Annotated in this window: 7 protein-coding genes; all 7 read right to left on the bottom strand. The window is 64.9% G+C overall.

Annotated features, from left to right (window positions below):
• Positions 1-10: 10 nt before the first annotated feature.
• A complete protein-coding gene (locus BJY20_RS01455; RefSeq protein WP_185989895.1) occupies positions 11-3,190 on the bottom strand; it encodes a helicase in 3,180 nt (1,059 codons plus the stop codon).
• Positions 3,187-4,977 (bottom strand): phospholipase D family protein, encoded by a 1,791-nt coding sequence (locus BJY20_RS01450; RefSeq protein WP_185989894.1) that lies wholly within the window; start codon positions 4,975-4,977, stop codon positions 3,187-3,189. The genes BJY20_RS01455 and BJY20_RS01450 overlap by 4 nt, the downstream gene beginning before the upstream one ends.
• Positions 4,964-6,181, bottom strand: coding sequence for a DUF6361 family protein (locus BJY20_RS01445; protein ID WP_185989893.1), 1,218 nt, complete (start codon positions 6,179-6,181; stop codon positions 4,964-4,966). Before BJY20_RS01445 ends, BJY20_RS01450 begins: the two co-directional genes overlap by 14 nt.
• 8 nt (positions 6,182-6,189) lie before the next feature.
• Positions 6,190-6,975: a GIY-YIG nuclease family protein gene (locus tag BJY20_RS01440; protein ID WP_185989892.1), complete on the bottom strand. Its 786-nt coding sequence runs from the start codon at positions 6,973-6,975 to the stop codon at positions 6,190-6,192.
• Entirely contained in the window at positions 6,972-12,422 is a 5,451-nt protein-coding gene (locus tag BJY20_RS01435; RefSeq protein WP_185989891.1) for an AAA domain-containing protein, read from the bottom strand. Before BJY20_RS01435 ends, BJY20_RS01440 begins: the two co-directional genes overlap by 4 nt.
• 18 nt (positions 12,423-12,440) lie before the next feature.
• On the bottom strand, positions 12,441-13,700 hold the full coding sequence (locus BJY20_RS01430) for an exonuclease domain-containing protein (protein ID WP_185989890.1): 1,260 nt from the start codon (positions 13,698-13,700) through the stop codon (positions 12,441-12,443).
• A gap of 575 nt (positions 13,701-14,275) precedes the next feature.
• The gene (locus BJY20_RS01425; protein WP_185989889.1) at positions 14,276-19,093 is read right to left on the bottom strand and encodes a type ISP restriction/modification enzyme; all 4,818 of its coding nucleotides are present in this window, start codon (positions 19,091-19,093) and stop codon (positions 14,276-14,278) included.
• Between the last annotated feature and the right edge of the window lie 42 nt (positions 19,094-19,135).

Raw genomic sequence — 19,135 nt, 5'->3', positions numbered from 1 at the left:
AAAGCCAGAATCAGTCGATCGATTGGCCCGGCATCAGATTGATTCGTGCCGGCTTCGCGCCGGCTTCGACCTGTTTGCGCACCAAGCTGACCATGTCCTCTTGGCGCGGCTGCCCCAGAGCCAGCCGATAGAGAGCCACGTCCCGTTCCACCTTCCGATACTGCTCCTCGTCCCGGCTCATGGCGTAGGGCGCAAGGTGCCGTTGGATCTTCGCCGGTCCGGGGTAGACCCAGTCCGGTGTGAAGTGGCCGTGCTCGTTGCGTAGGTCGGTTGCCAGCTCGAAGAGGTGCGGCCACGGACTCGGGCAGTCGCTGCTCAGAGCGGTGTCACCATGCTTGGCCGCGATGTTCTTGCGGATCGCATGGCCGCGGAACCGGTCGACTCTCCCTTCGCGCTGCTCGAAGTCGACCGGGTTGGGAGGTGTGTTCCAGTGCAGGATCGCGTGGCACCACCAGTGGAAATCGATGCCCTCCTGCCCGACCGACGTCGAGACGAGGAGGAAGGGCCAGAAGGGGCTGTTGAAAGAGGCGCGAACCTCCGGCATGCGGGCGTCGTCTCCACCACGGGCGTCCCTGGCGCCGTACCGGACGGCAAAGCGCATCGGGAAGCGGATCGTCGGATCGTCGGACCCGTGGGCGCTGGCGTCAAAGGCCGTCAGTGTCGACGTGCGGAGGCCGATTGCGGCGGCCTCGTCGTTGGCGAAGGTCAGCAGTGTCGCATCCGACCACTCGCGCGCGACCTCGTTGCGGCGGTTGAAGAGCCATTCTTCGAGAGCGGCTTCCAGGTTCCCTTTGGCCGTGTAGTCGAGGATTCGACGCCACTGGGGAAGCTCGTAGCCGCCTTCACCTGCAGCACGCACGATCGCGGTGGCGTGCGGTGTGTTGAACAAAGTGCGCAAGCCACCCGCTAGGGCCGCTGCGGCGACCATGAGACCGTCCGTGGACACTCCCTCATACTGGCCGAAGAGTCGATGGAGCACACGCCAACTGATATTGGCGGGGGAGAAGGCGCCGACCTCTGCGAGGATTCGAACGTCCTCGTCCCGTAGTGATGGGCTCGCGCCCAGTTCGGATGCGTAGCGCACGTGCTCGCTCAGGTTCCGCGAGGCCTCGGTCTGCTCACGCTGGTGGTCGATGGCCGTCGCCTTCGCGGTGGGTGCCATGGCTTGGACCATGGCGTCCTGCCCCTCACGTGTCCGGGGCCATGACGAGTGATGAGCGAAGGCCGAATGCCACGTACGCTGCGCTTCCTCGAGGTCCGTGTCGGTGCCACCACTGCCGCCACCGTCAAACTCCGCGCGCACGCGTGGGATCGAGTCCGCCAGAAACACCTCGAGAGCACCCACACCGTGGTCGCGCGCGTGCTCGCGGGGATCGGTCAGCCGAGCCAGTCCCGGCATCGGCCAGAAGGTCATGAGCGTCGTCATCGATTGTGGCCGACCCGTCTCCGACATACCTCGGTAAACGAGTGTCTGACCTCGATCGGACATGCCTCCGGCCGACATCTCGTGGATCAGGCGGTCCACCTCGTAGCTGAGCAGGCTGGCCACGGACGCAGGCGTTGCTGTCCACGCCGAGAACACCAGACGTTTGGTGATCTCGGCTTCGTCGAGCCCCGCGTATGGGCCGCTCGGAGTGAGGTACGGCAGCGAAGGGGGCATCCAGAGGAGGCGCCACAATCCGCTGTCGGTGAGCTCGTCCGCCAGGCGCCTGATCCGCGCGTTACCCAAGTCGATCGGCCGACGTGCGTCGATATCGGCCCGAGTTAGGTGCCGGGCGGCACGCAGAGCCCTGGGCAGCTCCGGAGCGGTGCTGTCCTTGATCCGTTCGCGCAGACGATACCCGTCGCAGAATGTGAGAAAGTATGGCGCAGATTTCCAGTAGTCGATGCCGACGAGGCCGGCTCCCGGGCCGACGACATCGGCCAACTGCCTCAGCCGGACGTATCCGGCGAGGTCGTCGGCGGTGATGCGGTCCGCCGGCCGCAGACGCACGTCGAGCATCGACCGCTCCTCGATGAGTGGTCGTTCATTGCGGCACATGACCCGCAGGAGCGCTTCACTCGCCGCGGCGGCCGCTGCGGTCGCATCCTGACCCTTGGTCACATCCCGGCGGTAGTCCGCGAGTAGCTCGGCGACGTGGTCAGTTCTGGGGGACAACTCCTTGGGCTCCTCGTGCAGGAAGCGGATCGTGCGCAGGAAGTCAGAGGCGTGGTCCTCGGCTTCTTCCGCGTACGTGAAGGGTTTGTAGGGGGTGGCCGAGAGCAGGACGACTCTGGCCGAAGGGAAGGAGAAGAGGTCGTGGGCCAGTGCACCGGCGTCGTTGTCCCGGGAGAGCAACGGGCGGAATCTTTGGAACTCGTCGAGGATGACGAGGTCGGGCTCGAGTGTCGCGATGCCTGCTTTGGCAAGGTCGTGACGTAGCGCGCCGATGATCCTGTGCGCTCTGGAGCGTGGGACCTGGGTGACGCCGCGGTGAGTCATCACCTCATCGAGCAGTGCCCGGAACTCGTCCAACGATGCAGCCCCGGAGCTTGGTGCAGTACTTGCCTCGTGGGCGAACTCCTGGAGGACAGACGCGTCGATGCCGCGCTCAAGATCCGCTTCCATGTCGGTGACGTAGCGCCGCATCGACTTGACGCTCGAGACCGAGGCCCGCAGCAGGTTCGTCGTCCAACGCCTCTCCTTGGCCGTCATGCCAAGTACTTGCTCAAGGACCAGGACCAGCAGCGCACGCTCTCGTGCCTGCCCTGTCTGGTGCCCAGGGTCGAAAGACGTCGAGGGCGTGAAGGACACAAGGTTGACGGGTTTGCCATGGAAGGTCCGCCGTCCCTCCCTCTGGTTCAACCGTGCAGAGTGTTGCCCGAGCAGGGTCAGGCGGCTGCTGAAGGCGACCTCCTGCTCGCCCGTCACGTTGAGTCGTCCGATGTTCTGTCGGGCGAGGTCCATGTTGGAACAGACATAGACGATGTCGATGCGGTCCACTGAGGTGTCGTCCTGCAGCCGCTCGATGGTCTTCGCGACGAGGCCGCGCGCGACAATGCTCTTGCCCAGGCCGGTCTCGTCGGCGACCAGGAACCGGTCCGATCCCCCCTCGCCGTGCAGCGCGCTGAAGACGTGCTCGACGGTCTCGCGTTGAAAGCCCATGAGTCCGTCTAGTACCGGTTCGGCGGAGAATCGCTCGTCGCTCATCGACCCACCTCCAGTAGTCGGCGGGCCCGTGAGACCTCGCCCCAGAACGTGCGGAATCCTTCCGGCAGGACCTCGTCGTCCAGGACCTCGGTGATCAGGTGGTCGAGGTCCTCGATCCCGCCACCACCGCTGCTCAGCCCCCGCAGGACGAGCTCGAGGACACCGGAGGTAGTGATGTCTAGACTGCCCCCGCCGCTGCCGGAACCCCGATGGGCTGCCAGCAGTGCCGCCAGTTCGGAGGGACTGCCGAGGCTCAACATGAGCATGAGCAGTCGCATGAACTTGTCGCGGTCATTGACCTGTCGGGCGATGACGGCATCGAGCCTCCCCTCAGGAGCACCGACCAGTCGGCCCAAGACGACGGTGGACTCGGTGATGTCGCCCTCCGTCAGCGTGACGATCACGCACGGTGAGATGTCCGCGGGTGGCAAGTGGTGGACGATGTGATGGGGCCGCCCCGTGACCACGGCGGAGCTGGCGCGACGCGTCAGCAGGGCGATGCAGGCCGAGGCTTCCGTGGTGGGGTAATCAGTAGCAGCCGAGATCGTGGCGCGGTACGTGTGTCCGTCGCCCCCCATCTCCTCGACAACGATCTCGACGAGATGCTCGATGGCCGCGATCGACCGTAGTGAACGCTGCAGGCCTCGCCGCACCCGTTCCTCATCGTGGTCATTCGGCGGCTGCCGAACGTAGGGCTCGATGAGCGGACGCAAACCACCGCGGCTCTCAGCGTCGGGAGGCAGGATGCGGTCGATGCCGAGTCTGTCGCGCCGACCGATCACCTCGACGAGGAACTCGACGTTGCTGGTCAGGCCAGGAGTCGTCGTGTTGCTTGAGCCGAGCAACACTCGGGCCTTGGTCCATTTGTCGGTCGGCTCGAGCACGTAGACCTTCGCGTGGAGGCCGTGGAGCAACGGCATGTCGGGTTCAGCCTCGCCCGTGTCATCGGCTGTCGGTACGTCGACATCCGCTGCCAGCGTGTACGTTTCGACGCCCTTGAGAGCGTCGGCCGGCAGGGCGTCGAGGGTTTCCTGCCGGGAGATGAGGGTGGGCGGCTCGTTGTGGCCATGGGTCACCTTGCGCAGGCCGTCGGCCTCGACGAAGGGGGAGATGACGAGGTGACGACCGGCGTGCAACGACAGGGTGTCGTGTCCGGGCAGGCCGATGACGTGGAAGGACAGCCTCTCGACGTCCTCCGGCCGCTCCCACCTCACGTGGGCGATCTCATCGGTGAGTGTGCGAATTCGTGTCACCCGATCGGGGTCTATGTGGTGGGCGTGCTCCGGCAGCCATCGCAGGAGGGCTACGAGGGGATCGTTGATGTCGAGTGGCTCGTCAGCGGTGGACTCCGAGTCCAGTCGGACGGCGATGTCCCACGTGTTGTCGTGGGTCAGGTTGCGGCTCAGGACGAGCAGCCGGTACTTCGGTGGGGCGTTGTCGGCGACGAAGCGCATGACCCAGACCTTGGAGTGAAAGAGGCCACCCGTCGGGACGACCTGGTGGACCATCGGTTCGAGGAAGGCAACGAGGTCTGCGCTGCGTGGGACGCCGATCGATCCAGCTTGGCAGAAGATGTCGACCTTGTCGCTGGCGTGTCGCAGGGCCTGCAGGAGGGTGATCGGGTCCGGTCGTCGCCCGGTGATCCCGATATCGGCGATGGCGAAGGGAGGGAGCATCGCCGCGGTGAGGTCGAGCGTGAAGGTCGTTGCGACGGCATGGTCGATCGTGAACCCGGAGGGCGCATGCAGATCGTCCAGGAGGACCGTGCGGGCGTCAGGCGTCAGCATCGGCGACCCCCTGCGTCCCGTGACCCTGATTGACGTCCAGCACCAGCGTCTTGATCGTGTCCCAGCGGAAGGTCAGCGCCCCGCTGCCGGAATTGCCGCTCCACGTCTCGAGGGTCTTGGAGTTGTCCGTGAGGCGTGACTTGGCGCCCTTGCGGCTCTCCCTCAAGGAGATGAGCCGGCGGCCCCCGGGGGAGTCCGCGACCGTAACCGGGTCCTCGTCCCGCAGGAGGGTCACCCAGTCGACGACGAAGGCCCATGTGCGATTGCTGATCCGACGATTGCGGGCGTTGACCTCTGTGATGAAGTTGTCGAGATCCCACGAACCGGGCGGTGCGGTGCTCGTCAGCCGCTCGCCCCAGCGGGCGAGCTTGCCGCGATAAGTGGCGCCAAGGTCGCCACCATCGAGGCGGTTGAGGTCCGCGTGTTCCTCGTAACGTTCTGCGACGAGGAGGTTGTAGAGCAGGGAGGCGCCCTCCATGACGAGGCTGAACTGCCGGGCGTGTTGCACCGAGGCAAAGGTCGTCTCGGTCGCGACCTGCCACGGGGCGTCGGCCTGCGCGATGAGCTCAGGGTCGAGTGCGAGCAGGTGGGCCAGGTAGGTGTCCTCGCGATCCGTCCGCATGCGCTCGTAGAGCCACTGTGCCTCGTTGGCCGACATATCCAGGCCGCCAGGGACAATGTCCGGGAACCCCGTGGGGACTGGCGGTAGGTCCGGGTCCCAGGCCGTGGTCTGTCGGCTGGTCATCTCAGTGACCTCGCCCTCGGCATGGCCCTGCGCGCGGGGGAGATCGCTCTCGGAACGTCGGATGTCGAAAGTCACCAGACCGGTCCAGAAGAGGTCGCGAGGGAGTCCCTTGAGCGACCGTCCGGCCTGCTTGCCGATCAACCCTTCGGCCTCTTCGTGGTCACGGCGCATCGTCTCGATCATCTCCAGCTGGACCTCGCGCACCTGCTGCGCGAGGTCTCGGCCCCGGCCTCGTGCCCGCTGCTCCGCCACGAGGTGACACCAGGGGACGAGGACGAAGTACCTGGCGCGCGCCTGCAGCACTGAGGTTCCGGGAAACATCCAGTTGCTCATCACGTCTCGGATCTGTCCGATCCCGAGCTCGTCGCGGGACTCGCTCACCATGAAGAGCGAGACCATCTCCCGAGCGATGCGTTGTTGGTCGGCAGTGGTGTCCAGCCATCCAATGGTCGAGGGCATGGTTGACCTCAGTCCGTCGCCGGGTCGAGTTCGTTGACGACCTCGATCGTCAGACCCTTCTCGAGGGCCAGCCGGTCGAGGAACTTCGTCGTGGTGAGGAACCACTCTCGCCCGGCTCGCGACGAGCGGTTGCGGAGGTGGTCGGCGTCCTCGAGGAAGGTGTGGAAGTAGCGCTCGATCGCCGATGCATCCTCTGGGCTCGTCGGGTAGACGCGAAGCAGGAGCGGGTCCTCGGGAAGGGCAGTCGTTCGGCTCTGTTGGGCCGTCCTCTGGAAGACGTCCACCTGGGATCGCCCGACCTTCAAGAGCGTGTGCCCGCGCTCGGGGTCGTACGGGTTCCGCAGGTAGTGCGGCAGGGAGTACACGTAGATCCCGGGCTTGCCGCTGTCCTCGACCTGCTCGGTTCGATCACGCGCCGCATCTTCTTCGCGTGCACGAGTCACCTCGTCCGAGCCGATCGCGTCCAGCTGGAGTTCCAGTTCTTCCAGCCATGATCTGGCGGCTGGTGACCACTGCTTCGTCTTCATCAAGGTACGTGCCCGAGCAGCGGTCTGCCGGGCGAGGTGGGCACTCTTCCACGGGAGGGAGCCTTCTATGAGAGCGTCGAGCTGCTGGCCGTACGTGTACGTGAAACCCACGCTCGGGATCCCCAGCTTCTCAGCCATTTCGGTAGCGCTCAGGCCCTCCTCCCGCAGCCTATAGACGTCTCCCAGTCGCGTCTCGTCTTCCGTGAGATAAGCACGGATCTCTTGCCGGACACTCTCGGTCTGCGTATCTGAGGTGACTTCGGTCATGAGCGGCTCTCTTCCATCTCGGACAGGTGACTGGCAGCCCCGATCTCCTCACGGCGTACTAACGCGAGCACAGGGTCCATCTGATCGCGGACGGCCTGGGTCAGTGACTTCCGGCCGAAGAGCCAGAGTGTGTGGCGCATGATCTCCTCGTCGCTGATGGCACCGAAGTCTTTCTGGGCGATGTGCATCGCGGCGGCGATTTCCGCTGGAGGCACCTCGTCGAGTGTGCGGGGCCCAAGGGTCCGCAACGTCACGGCAGGCTGATCCGAGAGCCGGAAGGTCTTCGGTTTGATCCCCGGCTGCTGGAGAGGGTTGTCAGAGACGATGCGACCGGTCCGCTCGGCTCGGGTGATCGCCGAGTTGAGCTCCTTGGCGATCAGCTTGCCGACGCGCTTCCCGCCGGACGCCACGACGTAAGACCGTTGGAGGTGCTCACCGGTGATGGGGCCCTCCGCTGCGACGATCTGCTCGATACCTTCGATGATTTCCTCTGTCGTTGCGTCGCCAACCGGGACTGTCGTCCCGGCGAAGACGTCGTAGTGCGGTAGGCGACCGTCGACCGTCGAGGCTTCTCCTGCCTCGGGTAGGGCGGCGCCTTCTGCTTCCATCACCTCAGCCTGAGTGTCGGTCATCGTCTGTGGGACCGGCGCGGGCGGAGGCGGCGGGGACCCGACTGCAGCTGGCGCATGGTCTGTCAAGGGCCACGAGGCGGCGGAGGCCCACGAGTCCGACGCACCGATCGAAGAGGAGCCAAGAGCGTCATCGTCGTCGCTGTGCTCAGGGATCTGCGAGGTCCAGTGGGAGGAGTCGTCTGCTGACGCTGGTTCGGGAACGTCATCCTCAGCTGACAAGTCAGACTCCGACGTTGCCTGATCCACTGCCATCCCCTCTGCAGGAACGACGACGCCAACTTCAGATGTGAACTCGTCCTCGGCGATCGCAGATTTCGTTACCTCGTCGGCGCCGCCTTCGTCGCCCGCGTAGGCGTCGGCGGCGTCGTCGAGGAAATCGGCTGACCGGATCTCCAGCTCGTTGAGCAACTGCCACAAGGGCTCGAGGGCTGCAGCCTTGTCGACGTAGAAGGCAGATTCCCGCACCCTGAAGAAGGTCCAGCCGCATCGCTCGAGGTCACGTTGGCGCTTGAGGTCGGCTTCGTAGGCGTCTGGCCCGTGCCAACGGTCTCCATCGCACTCGATGGCCAGACGGCCATTCGCCCCAACGACGACCAAGTCGATGAGATAGCCCTGTGCCTCGAACTGCGGGATCACGGTGAACCCACGATCGACGACGCGGTTGTACACCCGCTGCTCGAAGAGCGAGTCGAAACCGTCCACCCGGTCGTCCTCAGGGACGACGGGGGACTCACCGACATCCAGGTCGCGCCCTCGCTGTTTCACGCCGTAGGCGTAGTCGAGGAGCTGGTATCGCATGTCCTGCTCGTTGCTCAGGTCTCGGGTCCCCAGCGTGTGGAAGAGCCAGACCTGGTCCTTGGCACGGCTGACGGCGACGTTGTATCGCTGCATGTACATGTCGCGCGTCAGAGCGGCAACGCGACGGCCGGGTTCGGCAGAGGACACCATGCTGAGGAAGATGACGTCGCGCTCTGAGCCCTGGAACTCCGCGGGAGAGCCGACGCGCAGCTGCCGCTGCTCCCACTCGTCGGCGTCGACCTCTTCGAGGAGCATGGACTCGATGAGCTTGCCCTGGGTTGTTCCCAGCAACGAGATGACGCCAAAGGTCCGCCCGTCGTAGCTCGGATCCTCCAGGCACTCCTTGAGCGCGTCAACGAGTGCCCGGGCCTCGTCTCGGTTGATCTTGTTGCCGCTGGGTCCCTCTTCGAAGGCCTCGGCGGTGCGGGTGATCTTGATCGGCTCGAGTCGGTCGGCGCCGAACTGCCGGACGGGGACCAGGCGAATCCCGTTGGGCTCGTATGCGATGCGGTTCGAGAAGCCGATGATCTCGGGGACGCAACGGCGGTGCTCGGTCAACGTGAGCTGACCTCCGTACCGCATGAGCGCTTCGTCGAAGAGTGATCGTGCCGGGTCGAGCCACGATGCTTTGTAGCGGTCGTCGTGGAGGTACTGATCAGCGAGGTCCCGAAGGGCTTGCTGATCGACGCCGACCGCCGTGGGGGAGACCTGCTTGTCGTCACCGATCACGACGATTTTCGGAGCGAGGTACTGGAGGAATGACGCCTCCAGGCCGGCCTGTGACGCCTCATCGATCAGGATGACGTCGAACATGTTCTCGCTCAGACGCAGCTGCTCGACGATGCGGTAGATCGGCATGATCCACACCGGGACGGACGGTCGACACCGGTCCAGCGATTCGCGGATCTCGGCGCGTTGTCGTGCCGCGTACTTGCCTGTTCCCTTGCCGAGCTTGCGGACCAGTTGCGAGTACTGCGTCAGGTCAGCACGAGAGCCGAGGCTCAGTCGCTCTGGTCCGACCGCATGGTTCCACGCGCGCATCGCGGCCACCGTCTCGGCGGCTCCTTGCAGGCGGTCCTCGACCTGCGCGATCTCGTCCTGCAATGCGTTGGCATCGAGGGCTTCCTGCTCGAGGATCCAGTGGCCGGCCGCTGCCCAGGCAACGGCCTCCTCGAGGCGCGCCAAGCGGGAGCGCCATTCGGGTGCATGCACATCAGCGGTAACGGCCTCCGCCAGGCGGGGCGTTGCCTCCTCGACCCGGGCCGTCAGCTCTTCGGTCCGGTCGCAGTCACGCGCTACTGCATCCAACTCCAACGCCCGCGTGTGAGCACGGGCATAGGCGAGGTGGTCACCGGCATCGACCGCCTGTTGCATGGGCACGATCCAGTCGGCGTGGTCATCCCACTTGGTGAGCGCCGCGAGTTGCTCGTAGATGAAGCGAAGGGGGGCGCTCGCCTGCCCGTGCTCCTCCTCGGCGGTCAGCGATCCCACCACGGTGCCGTACTCGACGACGTGGTCGAGGTCGGTCCAGTCGATGGCGGGCATGTTGTGGTCCCGGACGAAACTGTCGATCTCGTTGAGCTTCTGTCGCATTGCGAGGACTCGCCCCAGCGTCTGTACCTGCGTGCGGTGCCACGCCGCCCGCTCGCTCAACGTGTCCTCCGGAGGAACGTGCGTTCCGGCGGGCCAGCCCCGGTCCATGCGCTCGAGCGTCCACAGGGATTCCTGGTGCGCCATGAAGCGATCGATGAGATCGGTGGTAGTGGCGGCGCGGCCGTTGACCTTGACGGCGTCGAAGAAGGGCTTGCACTGCTTCACGATCGAAGGCGTGAACATGCCGGTCTTGACCGAGCCATCGACGTTGGTCTTGATCTCGGAACCGGACGCGACATGATGACGAAGCGCCTGCGCCAGCTGCATGTTCGTGTTGGGATCACCGGTCATCTCCACGCGAGTGTCGTAGCCCAGGAAACTCGTCCGTACGTCGAGGTACTCCAACTGGGCAACGATGTCGCGGTAACGGGCGTCCCAGACGTCTGTGAACCCCATCCGCACATCGGCGATGGCGTCGTCGAGCCAGGCAGCACGGAGCTGGGATGTCTCCTGGACGAGGCCCACCACTGCGTTCAGTCGGTCACGGAAGGCGCGCCGGTCCTCTGGGTGCAGGTCGGCCAGGGGCTTTCGGGCGGGGTGGTCCGCAACCGTATGGAATGTCTGCTGGTGGTTCTCCGCGCTGGCCAACGTGTCCGCCATCGCGGCGTACTCCTCGGGTAATGGCAGTGCACTGACCTCGAGCGTGCGCTTGCGTGCCTGCGCACCGTGGGCTTGCAACCGCTCGTCCTGCAGCAGGCCGAGCCACTCGAGCGCCTCGCTGTCGGAGAGGATCTGGACTGGAGTCGACGAGGCGGGGGTGAATGTCCCAACCCAGCTGTAGGCCTCCCGCTCGGCTTCGTACTGCTGGGCGATCGCGGCCAATGTGCCGGAGTACCCCGCGTGGGACAGCACGGTGGTCTCGCGCTCACGCGCATTGAGGAGGAGCTGGTTGAGGCGCTGGCGCTCCCGGCGCAGGTCCTGGACATCACCGAGGGTCTGCTCGACCATCTGCTCGGTCTGGCCGACGTCGTGCTCCGTCGCGTTGCGGGAGATCGTGTCGACGGCCGTTCGGAGTTCTGCCATGTCGCTGCGACTGGCCCCGATGACCGAGACCGCCAGCGGTTTGATCAGCTCCGGGAGCTTCCCGCGGACTTCGTAGAGCGCCCGGTCCGTGTGAGCGGTGACCAGTACGCGCTTGCCCTGGGCCAGCAGGTGCGACAGCAGCGCCGCAGCAGTGTGGGTCTTGCCGGTGCCAGGAGGACCTTGAACCAGGGTTTGGGCGTTCCGGTCGACTCGCTCGAGGATCTGTCGCTGCACAGCGTTGAGGGGCAGCGGCGAGAAGATGTCCCCACCGACGTCCAGCAATGCGCCGGAGCTCGGGTCCGGCTGCGCCGGAGGCGCCTCACTCGGGTCGAGTAGGGGACGGAGTCCGGCCGGGACGCGTCCGGTCTCGGCAATGTCTGCAGCGATCTTCTCGAAGGCCTGGGCAAGACCGATCTTCGGGCGTGGCCGCAGGATGAGCGCCGGAGACCACGCCAGCGTGGCTACATTGCTGGGGGAGTGGCTCCCCCCTTCGTCGAGGTAGCGCCCCTCGGCATCGAGCTCGTGGATGGTCCTCGAACCGAGCTCTTCCAGAGCAGCCCGGTCGAGACCGTGCGCTGAGAACGCCGCTGCCCGCTCCTCCGTCAGGATCGGCAGCTCGCGAGTGGGGAAGGCGGCCGGGTCCAGCATGTCCAGCTCGGCCTTGAGCCCGATGGCCTCCGGATCGGCTTCGACGACGAGCTGGCCGGTACGGGCGTCGACGTGGACGTCGACCTTGAGGGTGAAGAGGTGTCGACGCACCGGTTGGTGATCGAGCGGGTTCCACGCCAAGAGCCCCAGCGCGAGCACGAGCTCGCTCTCCTCAGCGTTCTGCGACGCCTCCACATGCGCACCGAAGACCTCGCGGTACACCTCACGCACGGGGACCGCTGCCTTCTCGTCCTCGGCCCACATGTCCCACAGCGCGATCCAGCGGTCGAACGCCTTCTGCACGTCAGCGCGATCCTCGATGGTGACCTGCTCGTCCACCATCGAGTCGGTCTCCTCGTCCCAGCGCTGCCCCGTGACGATGTATGGACGCAGCTTCGGTCGGTCATCGCACCGCAAACCGCCGCCGGACACCCACATGCCCATGGATGCCGGCATCTCAGGCGGGTCGATCTTGTCCAACCGATCGATGACGAGGAGGGGTTGGTCGATGGCGGTGTCCGAGTCGGTCCATCGAATGGCCGGGTTGTCGGGGAGGTCGCTGAACCAGCGCACCACGCCTTCGCGCTTGTACTTCTCGACGTCCCGTACCGGTCGCTCCTTGAGACGCTGGGCCTTGGCAAGGAAGGTGAAGAGGCGAGTGGCCTTGTCGACGAGCGGGTCGTGCTCTTGCATGCAGGTGTGTCCTTCGGATCAGACGGTCGGGGTGAGCGTAGTCCGCTCGAAGTCGGTGAGCAGGGAGTCGAAGGCGCCTTCGGAGACGATCGGAACCCCGTAGGACCTCGCCTTGTTGGCCTTCGAGCTGAGTGAGTTCGGGTCGCTCGCCACGAGGAGCTTCGCCTTCTTGGTCACCCCACCTGTGGTGAGCCCGGCAGTTTGCGCGCGGGCTTCCCACACTGGCCGGTCGACCGCCATGTCGCCAGTGAAAGACACCCGGTCGCCTGTCTCGAGAGTGATGTCAGCAGTTGATTCACGCCGCGGTGCGGAGTGCCCGGCCTCTGCCTCACGCCACGCGACCGCGAGGGCGTGCTCGAGGTCATCGGGACCGAGGCCCAGGATCTGGGAGGTACGCACCAACTCAGCGTGCTCGGCAGCTGTCACCACGTGGTCGTGGGTGGCGACCTTGGCCATGTCCAGGACGTACTGGTGGTGGATGCGCAGCACGTGCTGACGGGTGAGTCCGGACTCGACGGCCAGGCTCACCAGCGCGGCTTGCTCGTCCTCGTCCAGGACCCCGTCGAGCATCGCGGTCTCGAGAACGGCGAGGTAGCTGTCAGTGCGGGCGTCTGCGGCGCGCGGCATCTGGGAGACCACGGATCCCATCCATGCCTCCTCGACGGCGGATGGTGCGCTCCTGGACACCATCCCGACCCTTGGATACGGACGGTCGAAGGGGGGCCAAGGGTGGCTTCGACTCGATTGCAGGATCTCGTCCCACGGTGGCTGACGGTCCGACAGGGACAGGTAGTGGCCGAGCAGTTGCGCCGTGGCTGTCGCATCCGCCAATGCTGAGTGGGCATGGTCCAACTGGATACCCGAGGCGTGACAGCAGTCGATGAGCCGTCGGCTGGGCGCATCGAGATAGGCGGTGGACCACTGCATCGTGCACAACGCGGCGGGACGGTCTCCTCCGTCGATGCCGGCGCGGCGCATCTCGTGGGTCAGAAACCGCAGGTCGAAGGGGGCGTTGTGCGCCACGATCGTGCGACCGGCGACGGCACGGAGCACGTAGGGAGCCAGGTCCTCGAACCGAGGGGCGCCGAGCACGTCGCTCGCTGAGATCCCGTGGATCCGAGTGGGGCCCACATCGCGGCCGGGATTGACGAGCGTTGACCACTTGTCCTGGATGTGGCCCTCGTCGGAGACGTAGACGACCCCGATCTCCACGATGCGGTCATGCCGCTCCGGCGACAGCCCCGTGGTCTCGACGTCGATGACCGTGTACCCCGACATATGTCCATCCCTCCCTGCGACCTTCCCCGTCGCGTCGACTTCAGATCTTCCCCGACACCACCGACACCGTGATCGCGTTCGGATCGCGGTGACCGTGGTTGGCAGTCGTTACGTCCGATGCCCAAGGGATGGCGCGCCCATTGTCGTGGTCGTGTATGCGACCTTGCCATGACAGGTACCGCACTTACGAGCCTTCTTCGACCCCGGGGGTGGTCGGAAGAGACGACCGCAGCGCACGCACTCCCTGCCACCTTGCTTCCTCAGACAGCTGGCGCAGATGTTGTAGCGGCTGAATCGACGCTGTCCGCACTCCACGCAGCCCGACCTCTTCGTGGGCTCGGCCTTCGGGCCGATTCTCACCACATTGACTCCCTGCAGCACTGCGGGCAGCTTTGCCTGTTCAGCCGACGAGAACTGGCGCTCTTTCGGAGGTTTCGAGGCTCTACTGGACTTCCTGCTGGCCTTCGTTGCGTGCGCCTTCGCGGCCTTTCGGGCAGCTCTGCGTTGACGTTTCGCCAGCCCATGGGCGCATTGGGCGAATGGCAGGTCACACAGGTCGCAGTGCTTCTCCACGCCTACTGCTCCTGGAGTATGTCGAGGGCGGGGAGGGAATCGACGATGGCCATCGTCTCGAGGCTGACCGTGACGATCCGGGCCAGGAGGTCGACGATGTAGCGGGGGTCCTCAACTTCCTTGGACCAGTCATTGGGGTCGTTGACGATGCCCGATGGCTTGTCCGTCTTGACGCGGTAGCGGTCGATGATCCACTCGATCGCGGAACGGGAGCCGAGCATGTACCGGTACGCCTCTTCGGGGATGCCACTGAGGGTGATCCGGTCGTTGTAGACGACCGTCGTCTTGTCGGCGACGAGTTTCTTGCTCTCGGGGTCGCGGACCTTGGCAAACTTCATCTTCTCGACCCGGAAGTACTCGTATGGGTCGGCGTTGCCCGGATCGGTCTCCAGACCGTCGAGTGGGTACGGCGCGACGGCTTCGTATCCGAGGTGCAACTCGGAGAGCCTGCGTCCGGCCTCGACGAAGGGGGCAGCGTCCACCACGAGGGGGATGCGAGGCAACGACTTCTTCAGGTCCGCTGCGTACGTCTCGCGGTAGTCCGGGGAGTGGAGGAGCCCGTACACATAGAAGAAGATGTCGTCCTTCGTGAACGACTGCCCATATGCCGCTCGGAACCGTCCCAGCGCCTCGTCCGTAATGTTGTCGATCCGGCGATAGCCGTCGACGAGGTCATCAACGCCTGACCCGAAGAGTGATCCAGCCTCGTCGACAGGTTCGTACCGCCATCGGGGCAGGAAGTGGCTGGGGTTTCCTGCGCCAGGGATCACGATGTCTGGGAGGCCGCTCACCAGCAAACTTGTGAACGGAGCACCTGCGCCGGGTGCCGACATCGAGATCACGCTGTTGGACGCGTCGGGAGTAGGAAGGAGCGCAGACAACCGTGCTGGCCGCTCGATCAGCTCGGGGCTGAAGTAGACGAACTGGCGGAAGAAGGGCCGGTAGGTCGCCTCGCGGATCAAGTTCGGATCGAAGGATAGGTGCCTGCCGCGGCCAGCAACCGTCTGAAGGCCCCCACTCCAAGCGATGCGACCCTTGTCGTTGGTTCGGGGCGCACCATCGACCACCTCGTTAAACGTCGCTAAGGTCGTCTGGACCGTGGATTGCACGCCCCCACGAGAAGATCCGTAGACCCACCAATCTCGTCCGGTGGTCAGGCCTCGGCTCTGAAATGCGCCAATTCGCGCCGGCTCGTCGCCGACCGCCGGCATGAAACTCCCGAAGTCATCCCGCCGTTGACTCAGCCAGTCGCCATGCTCGTTTGCCTCGATCGTGACGCTCGTCTGTTCGACGATGCTCCGCGCGTCTCCGACCATCCTTAACTTGTCTTCTCGGGAAAGGTAATCGCCAATGTCCGTGTAGTGGATGGTCGCTGGTCCGGTGTGGCTGGGGTCTTTGACGAGGACCGTGATCGCGACGGTGGCTCGGCTGCCTGCGCCGAACACCTTCCCCCCTTCCTTGCGGGACTGCTCGCCGGCGGTGCGCTGGTTGCCGCGGAGGTTAAGGACGTGAACTTCACTGAACTCCTCTGCCAGGGACTTGCGAAGCCCGTCCGCACTGTTGGCGTCCAGGAACCCACCATTCGTCACATACGCGATGATTCCTCGATTCTGGATCCGAAGTGTCGCCCACTTGATCGCGCGGATGTAGGAGTCGTACAACTTCCAAGTTGACCGTGCGGTTGAAGCCGCCGCGTATGTCTCGCGGATCGCTGCGTCGAGCGTTGGGTACTTCTCGTTGGCATTGTCGTCATTGGCGCTGTCCTGGCCGGACGAGTAGGGCGGGTTGCCGACGATGACGGTGATGGGGAGTTTGCGCTGGCGGTTGATGCGCTCATTGTTCTCAGGGAAGACACCGAGGTCGTCCTCGTCGCCATGCTCGTAGGACTGGAACGTGTCGGTCAGGACCAGACCCTCGAAGGGTTCGTACTGCGCCTTGCCTGCGTCGAGGGATCCGTGGCGGAGGTCCTGGTAAGTGGTTTCGATGTTGACCGCGGCGATGTAGTAGGCCAGCAGCAGGATCTCGTTGGCGTGCAGCTCGTTGGCGTACTTGCGGGCCAGGTCGTGTGGCTCGATGAGGTGCGACTGGAGGAGGCGGGTCATGAAGGTGCCGGTGCCGGTGAATCCGTCGAGGACGTGCACCGCCTCATCCGTGAGCCCCTGCCCGAAGTGCTGGCGCAGGAGGTCATCAGCCGAACGCAGGATGAAGTCGACGATCTCCACTGGCGTGTAGACGATGCCGAGTTTGTCGACGGTCTTCTTAAAGGCGGTGGCGAAGAACTTGTCGTAGAGCTCGACGATGATCCGCTGGCGCCCTTCGGCGTTGTCGACACCGTCGACGCGGGCGCGTACGGAGTCGTAGAACTGGGTCAGCGACTCGTTCTCGTCGTCCAGTGCGTGCTCGTCGAGGACGGTGAGCATGCGCTCCATCGTCTGGGCGACGGGGTTGGACTGAGCGAAGTCATAGCCGGCGAAGAGCGCCTCGAAGACCGGGCGCGTGATGAGGTGCTGCGCAAGCATCTCGACGGCATCGTCCCGGGTGATGCCGTCATTGAGGTTGCCCCGCAGACCCTCCAGGAAGGCCTCGAACTCCTGCGCGGCAGGTGAGTCCTGATCGGCGAGCAGACCATTGATCCGGACGATGTGGGTCTGTGCGATCTCGGCGATGTCCTTGGCCCAGGTCTCCCAGTACCGGCGTTCGCCGACCTTCTTGACGATCCGGGCGTAGATCGCATCACGCCACGCCTCGATGCCGAACGGGAGGGTGAGCTGGGTGTCCTCCTTGTCGGAATCCGCCTTGCCCGGGGTCGCGTCGTCGAAGATGACGTGCGTGTCCTTGGCCTTGTTCAGGTCCAGCTGGTTTACCATCGCGTTGAAGCGGTCATCGTGGGCTCGCAGAGCCTGCAGGACCTCCCACACCGTCTGGAAGGCCTTGTTGTCCGCCAAGGCTGCCTCCGGCGGCGTGTCCCCGTCAACGACCACCGGCAGGATGATGTAGCCGGTCTTCTTCCGCCCTGTCGGGTCCTTGCGCATCACGCGCCCCACCGACTGGACGATGTCGACCTGCGACGCCCGCGGACTCAGGAAGATCACGGCATCGAGGGAGGGGACGTCCACCCCTTCGCTCAAGCACTTGACGTTGGTCAGCAACCGGCAGGTGTTGTCCCCGGAGTTACTCCCCGCCTTGAGCCACTGGAGGTCACCGCCTCGCTCCAACGCATTCATCGTGCCGTCGACGTGCCGGATGTCGACTTGGAGGTTGTTGGGGTGCTGCGCGTCGGTGTCGTCCTCATAGGTGGAGATCAGGCGATCGACGATCTGGGGGAAGGCCTGCTCGACTGCCTTTGACGACTTGATGTTGCCGGCGAAGGCGACGGCGGTCTTCATCGCGGCACGAGTGAGTGGCTGGCTGTCGGGGTCCTTGGTGTCGAAGCGCTTGGCCAGACCGTTCCAACAACCGACGAGCTTGGTCGCGTCATCGAGCTTGATGTCGCTCGAGGCTGCCAGCTCCTGGTGGAAGGACTCGGCGATGGTGCCGCGATCGACCTTGAGGACCAGGACCTTGTAGTCGGTCAGCAGGTCCTGCTCCACAGCCTGACCGAAGCCCAGCCGGTGGAACACCGGGCCGTAGACCGACTCGTCATCCATTGAAGCGAGGACGGCATCGGCGTTGTCGGCCTTCTCCTTCGTCTCCGGGTTGAAGAGTCGGGGAGTGGCGGTCATGTAGAGGCGCTTGGCCCCCTTGATGCGGGAGTTGTCGTGCACACGGACGAAGGCGGACCCATCCTCATCATCGGCGAGTGTGACGCCGGTGGTCCGGTGTGCCTCGTCGGCGACGATGAGGTCAAACTCGGGCAAGCCGTCCTTCTGCGCCTCTGCCACGACATCGATGGACTGGTAGGTGGAGAAGACGACGGTGAAGTTCTCGTCCTCGTGCTGCTCGCGGATCTGCTCGGCGAGAGCCTGGGTGTCCGTCGTTGCGGGGTGGATCAGGTCGGTGACGCTGATGTCCTCGGAGTCCGAGCGCTTGCCGACCCGGGTGTCGGAGCACACGGCAAAGGCCCGGAAGGGGATCTCGGTCTCCTGCTTCCACTCGCGCAGCGTCTGGTTCAGCAACTGGATCGAGGGCACGAGGAAGAGCACCGTCGTGGTCTTGTTCTTGTGGTCCGTGGCGAACTGCTCGGCGATCTTCAGGCTCGTGAAGGTCTTGCCGGTGCCGCAGGCCATGATGAGTTGACCACGGTCGTGCTCGAGGAGCCCGTCCATCACGGCCTGCTTGGCCTTCTTCTGGTGAGGACGCAGCTCGTGCTTCCCGGTGGTCGGCAGGTACTGCTGAGGGTCCTGCCAGTCGATCTGCGACCAGTCGACCTTCGACTCCAGGAGGTCGCTGACCCCGATGCGGGTCACCGGCACTGTCAGGCCGTCCAGCTGCTTCTCCGCGGTGGGGCCCCAGTCCTTGGCGGTGGAGAACATCATCCGGCTGGTGTACTGGCTCTTCGCTGACGCGGCGAGGAAGGAATCGATGTCCTTCTTGGACACATGGTGCTGCGGGTCGTAGAACTTGCACTGGATCGCACACCAGCCGCCGTTGTGCACGTCCCGGGCGACGATGTCGATGCCGTGATCGTGCTGGTTGCCCCGCTCCGGCCACTCCTGCCAGAGGTAGACCTCGTCGAATCGGTCGGCGTACTCCGGGGCGGTGCGCAGGTAGCTGGCCATGAGCCGCTCGAAGGCCGATCCCTTGCCGACCTTGTCCTCGCCGTATCCGTTCCAGATCTTGTCGAGCTTCTCCAGGAGCAACTCGTAGGTCGATTCAGACACGTTCAATCCTTCGTCAGCAATGCGGGTGGCGCCATTATGCGC

The sequence above is a fragment of the Janibacter cremeus genome, assembly GCF_013409205.1.
Lineage (GTDB): Bacteria > Actinomycetota > Actinomycetes > Actinomycetales > Dermatophilaceae > Janibacter > Janibacter cremeus.
This window is presented reverse-complemented; position numbering and strand designations above follow the sequence as displayed.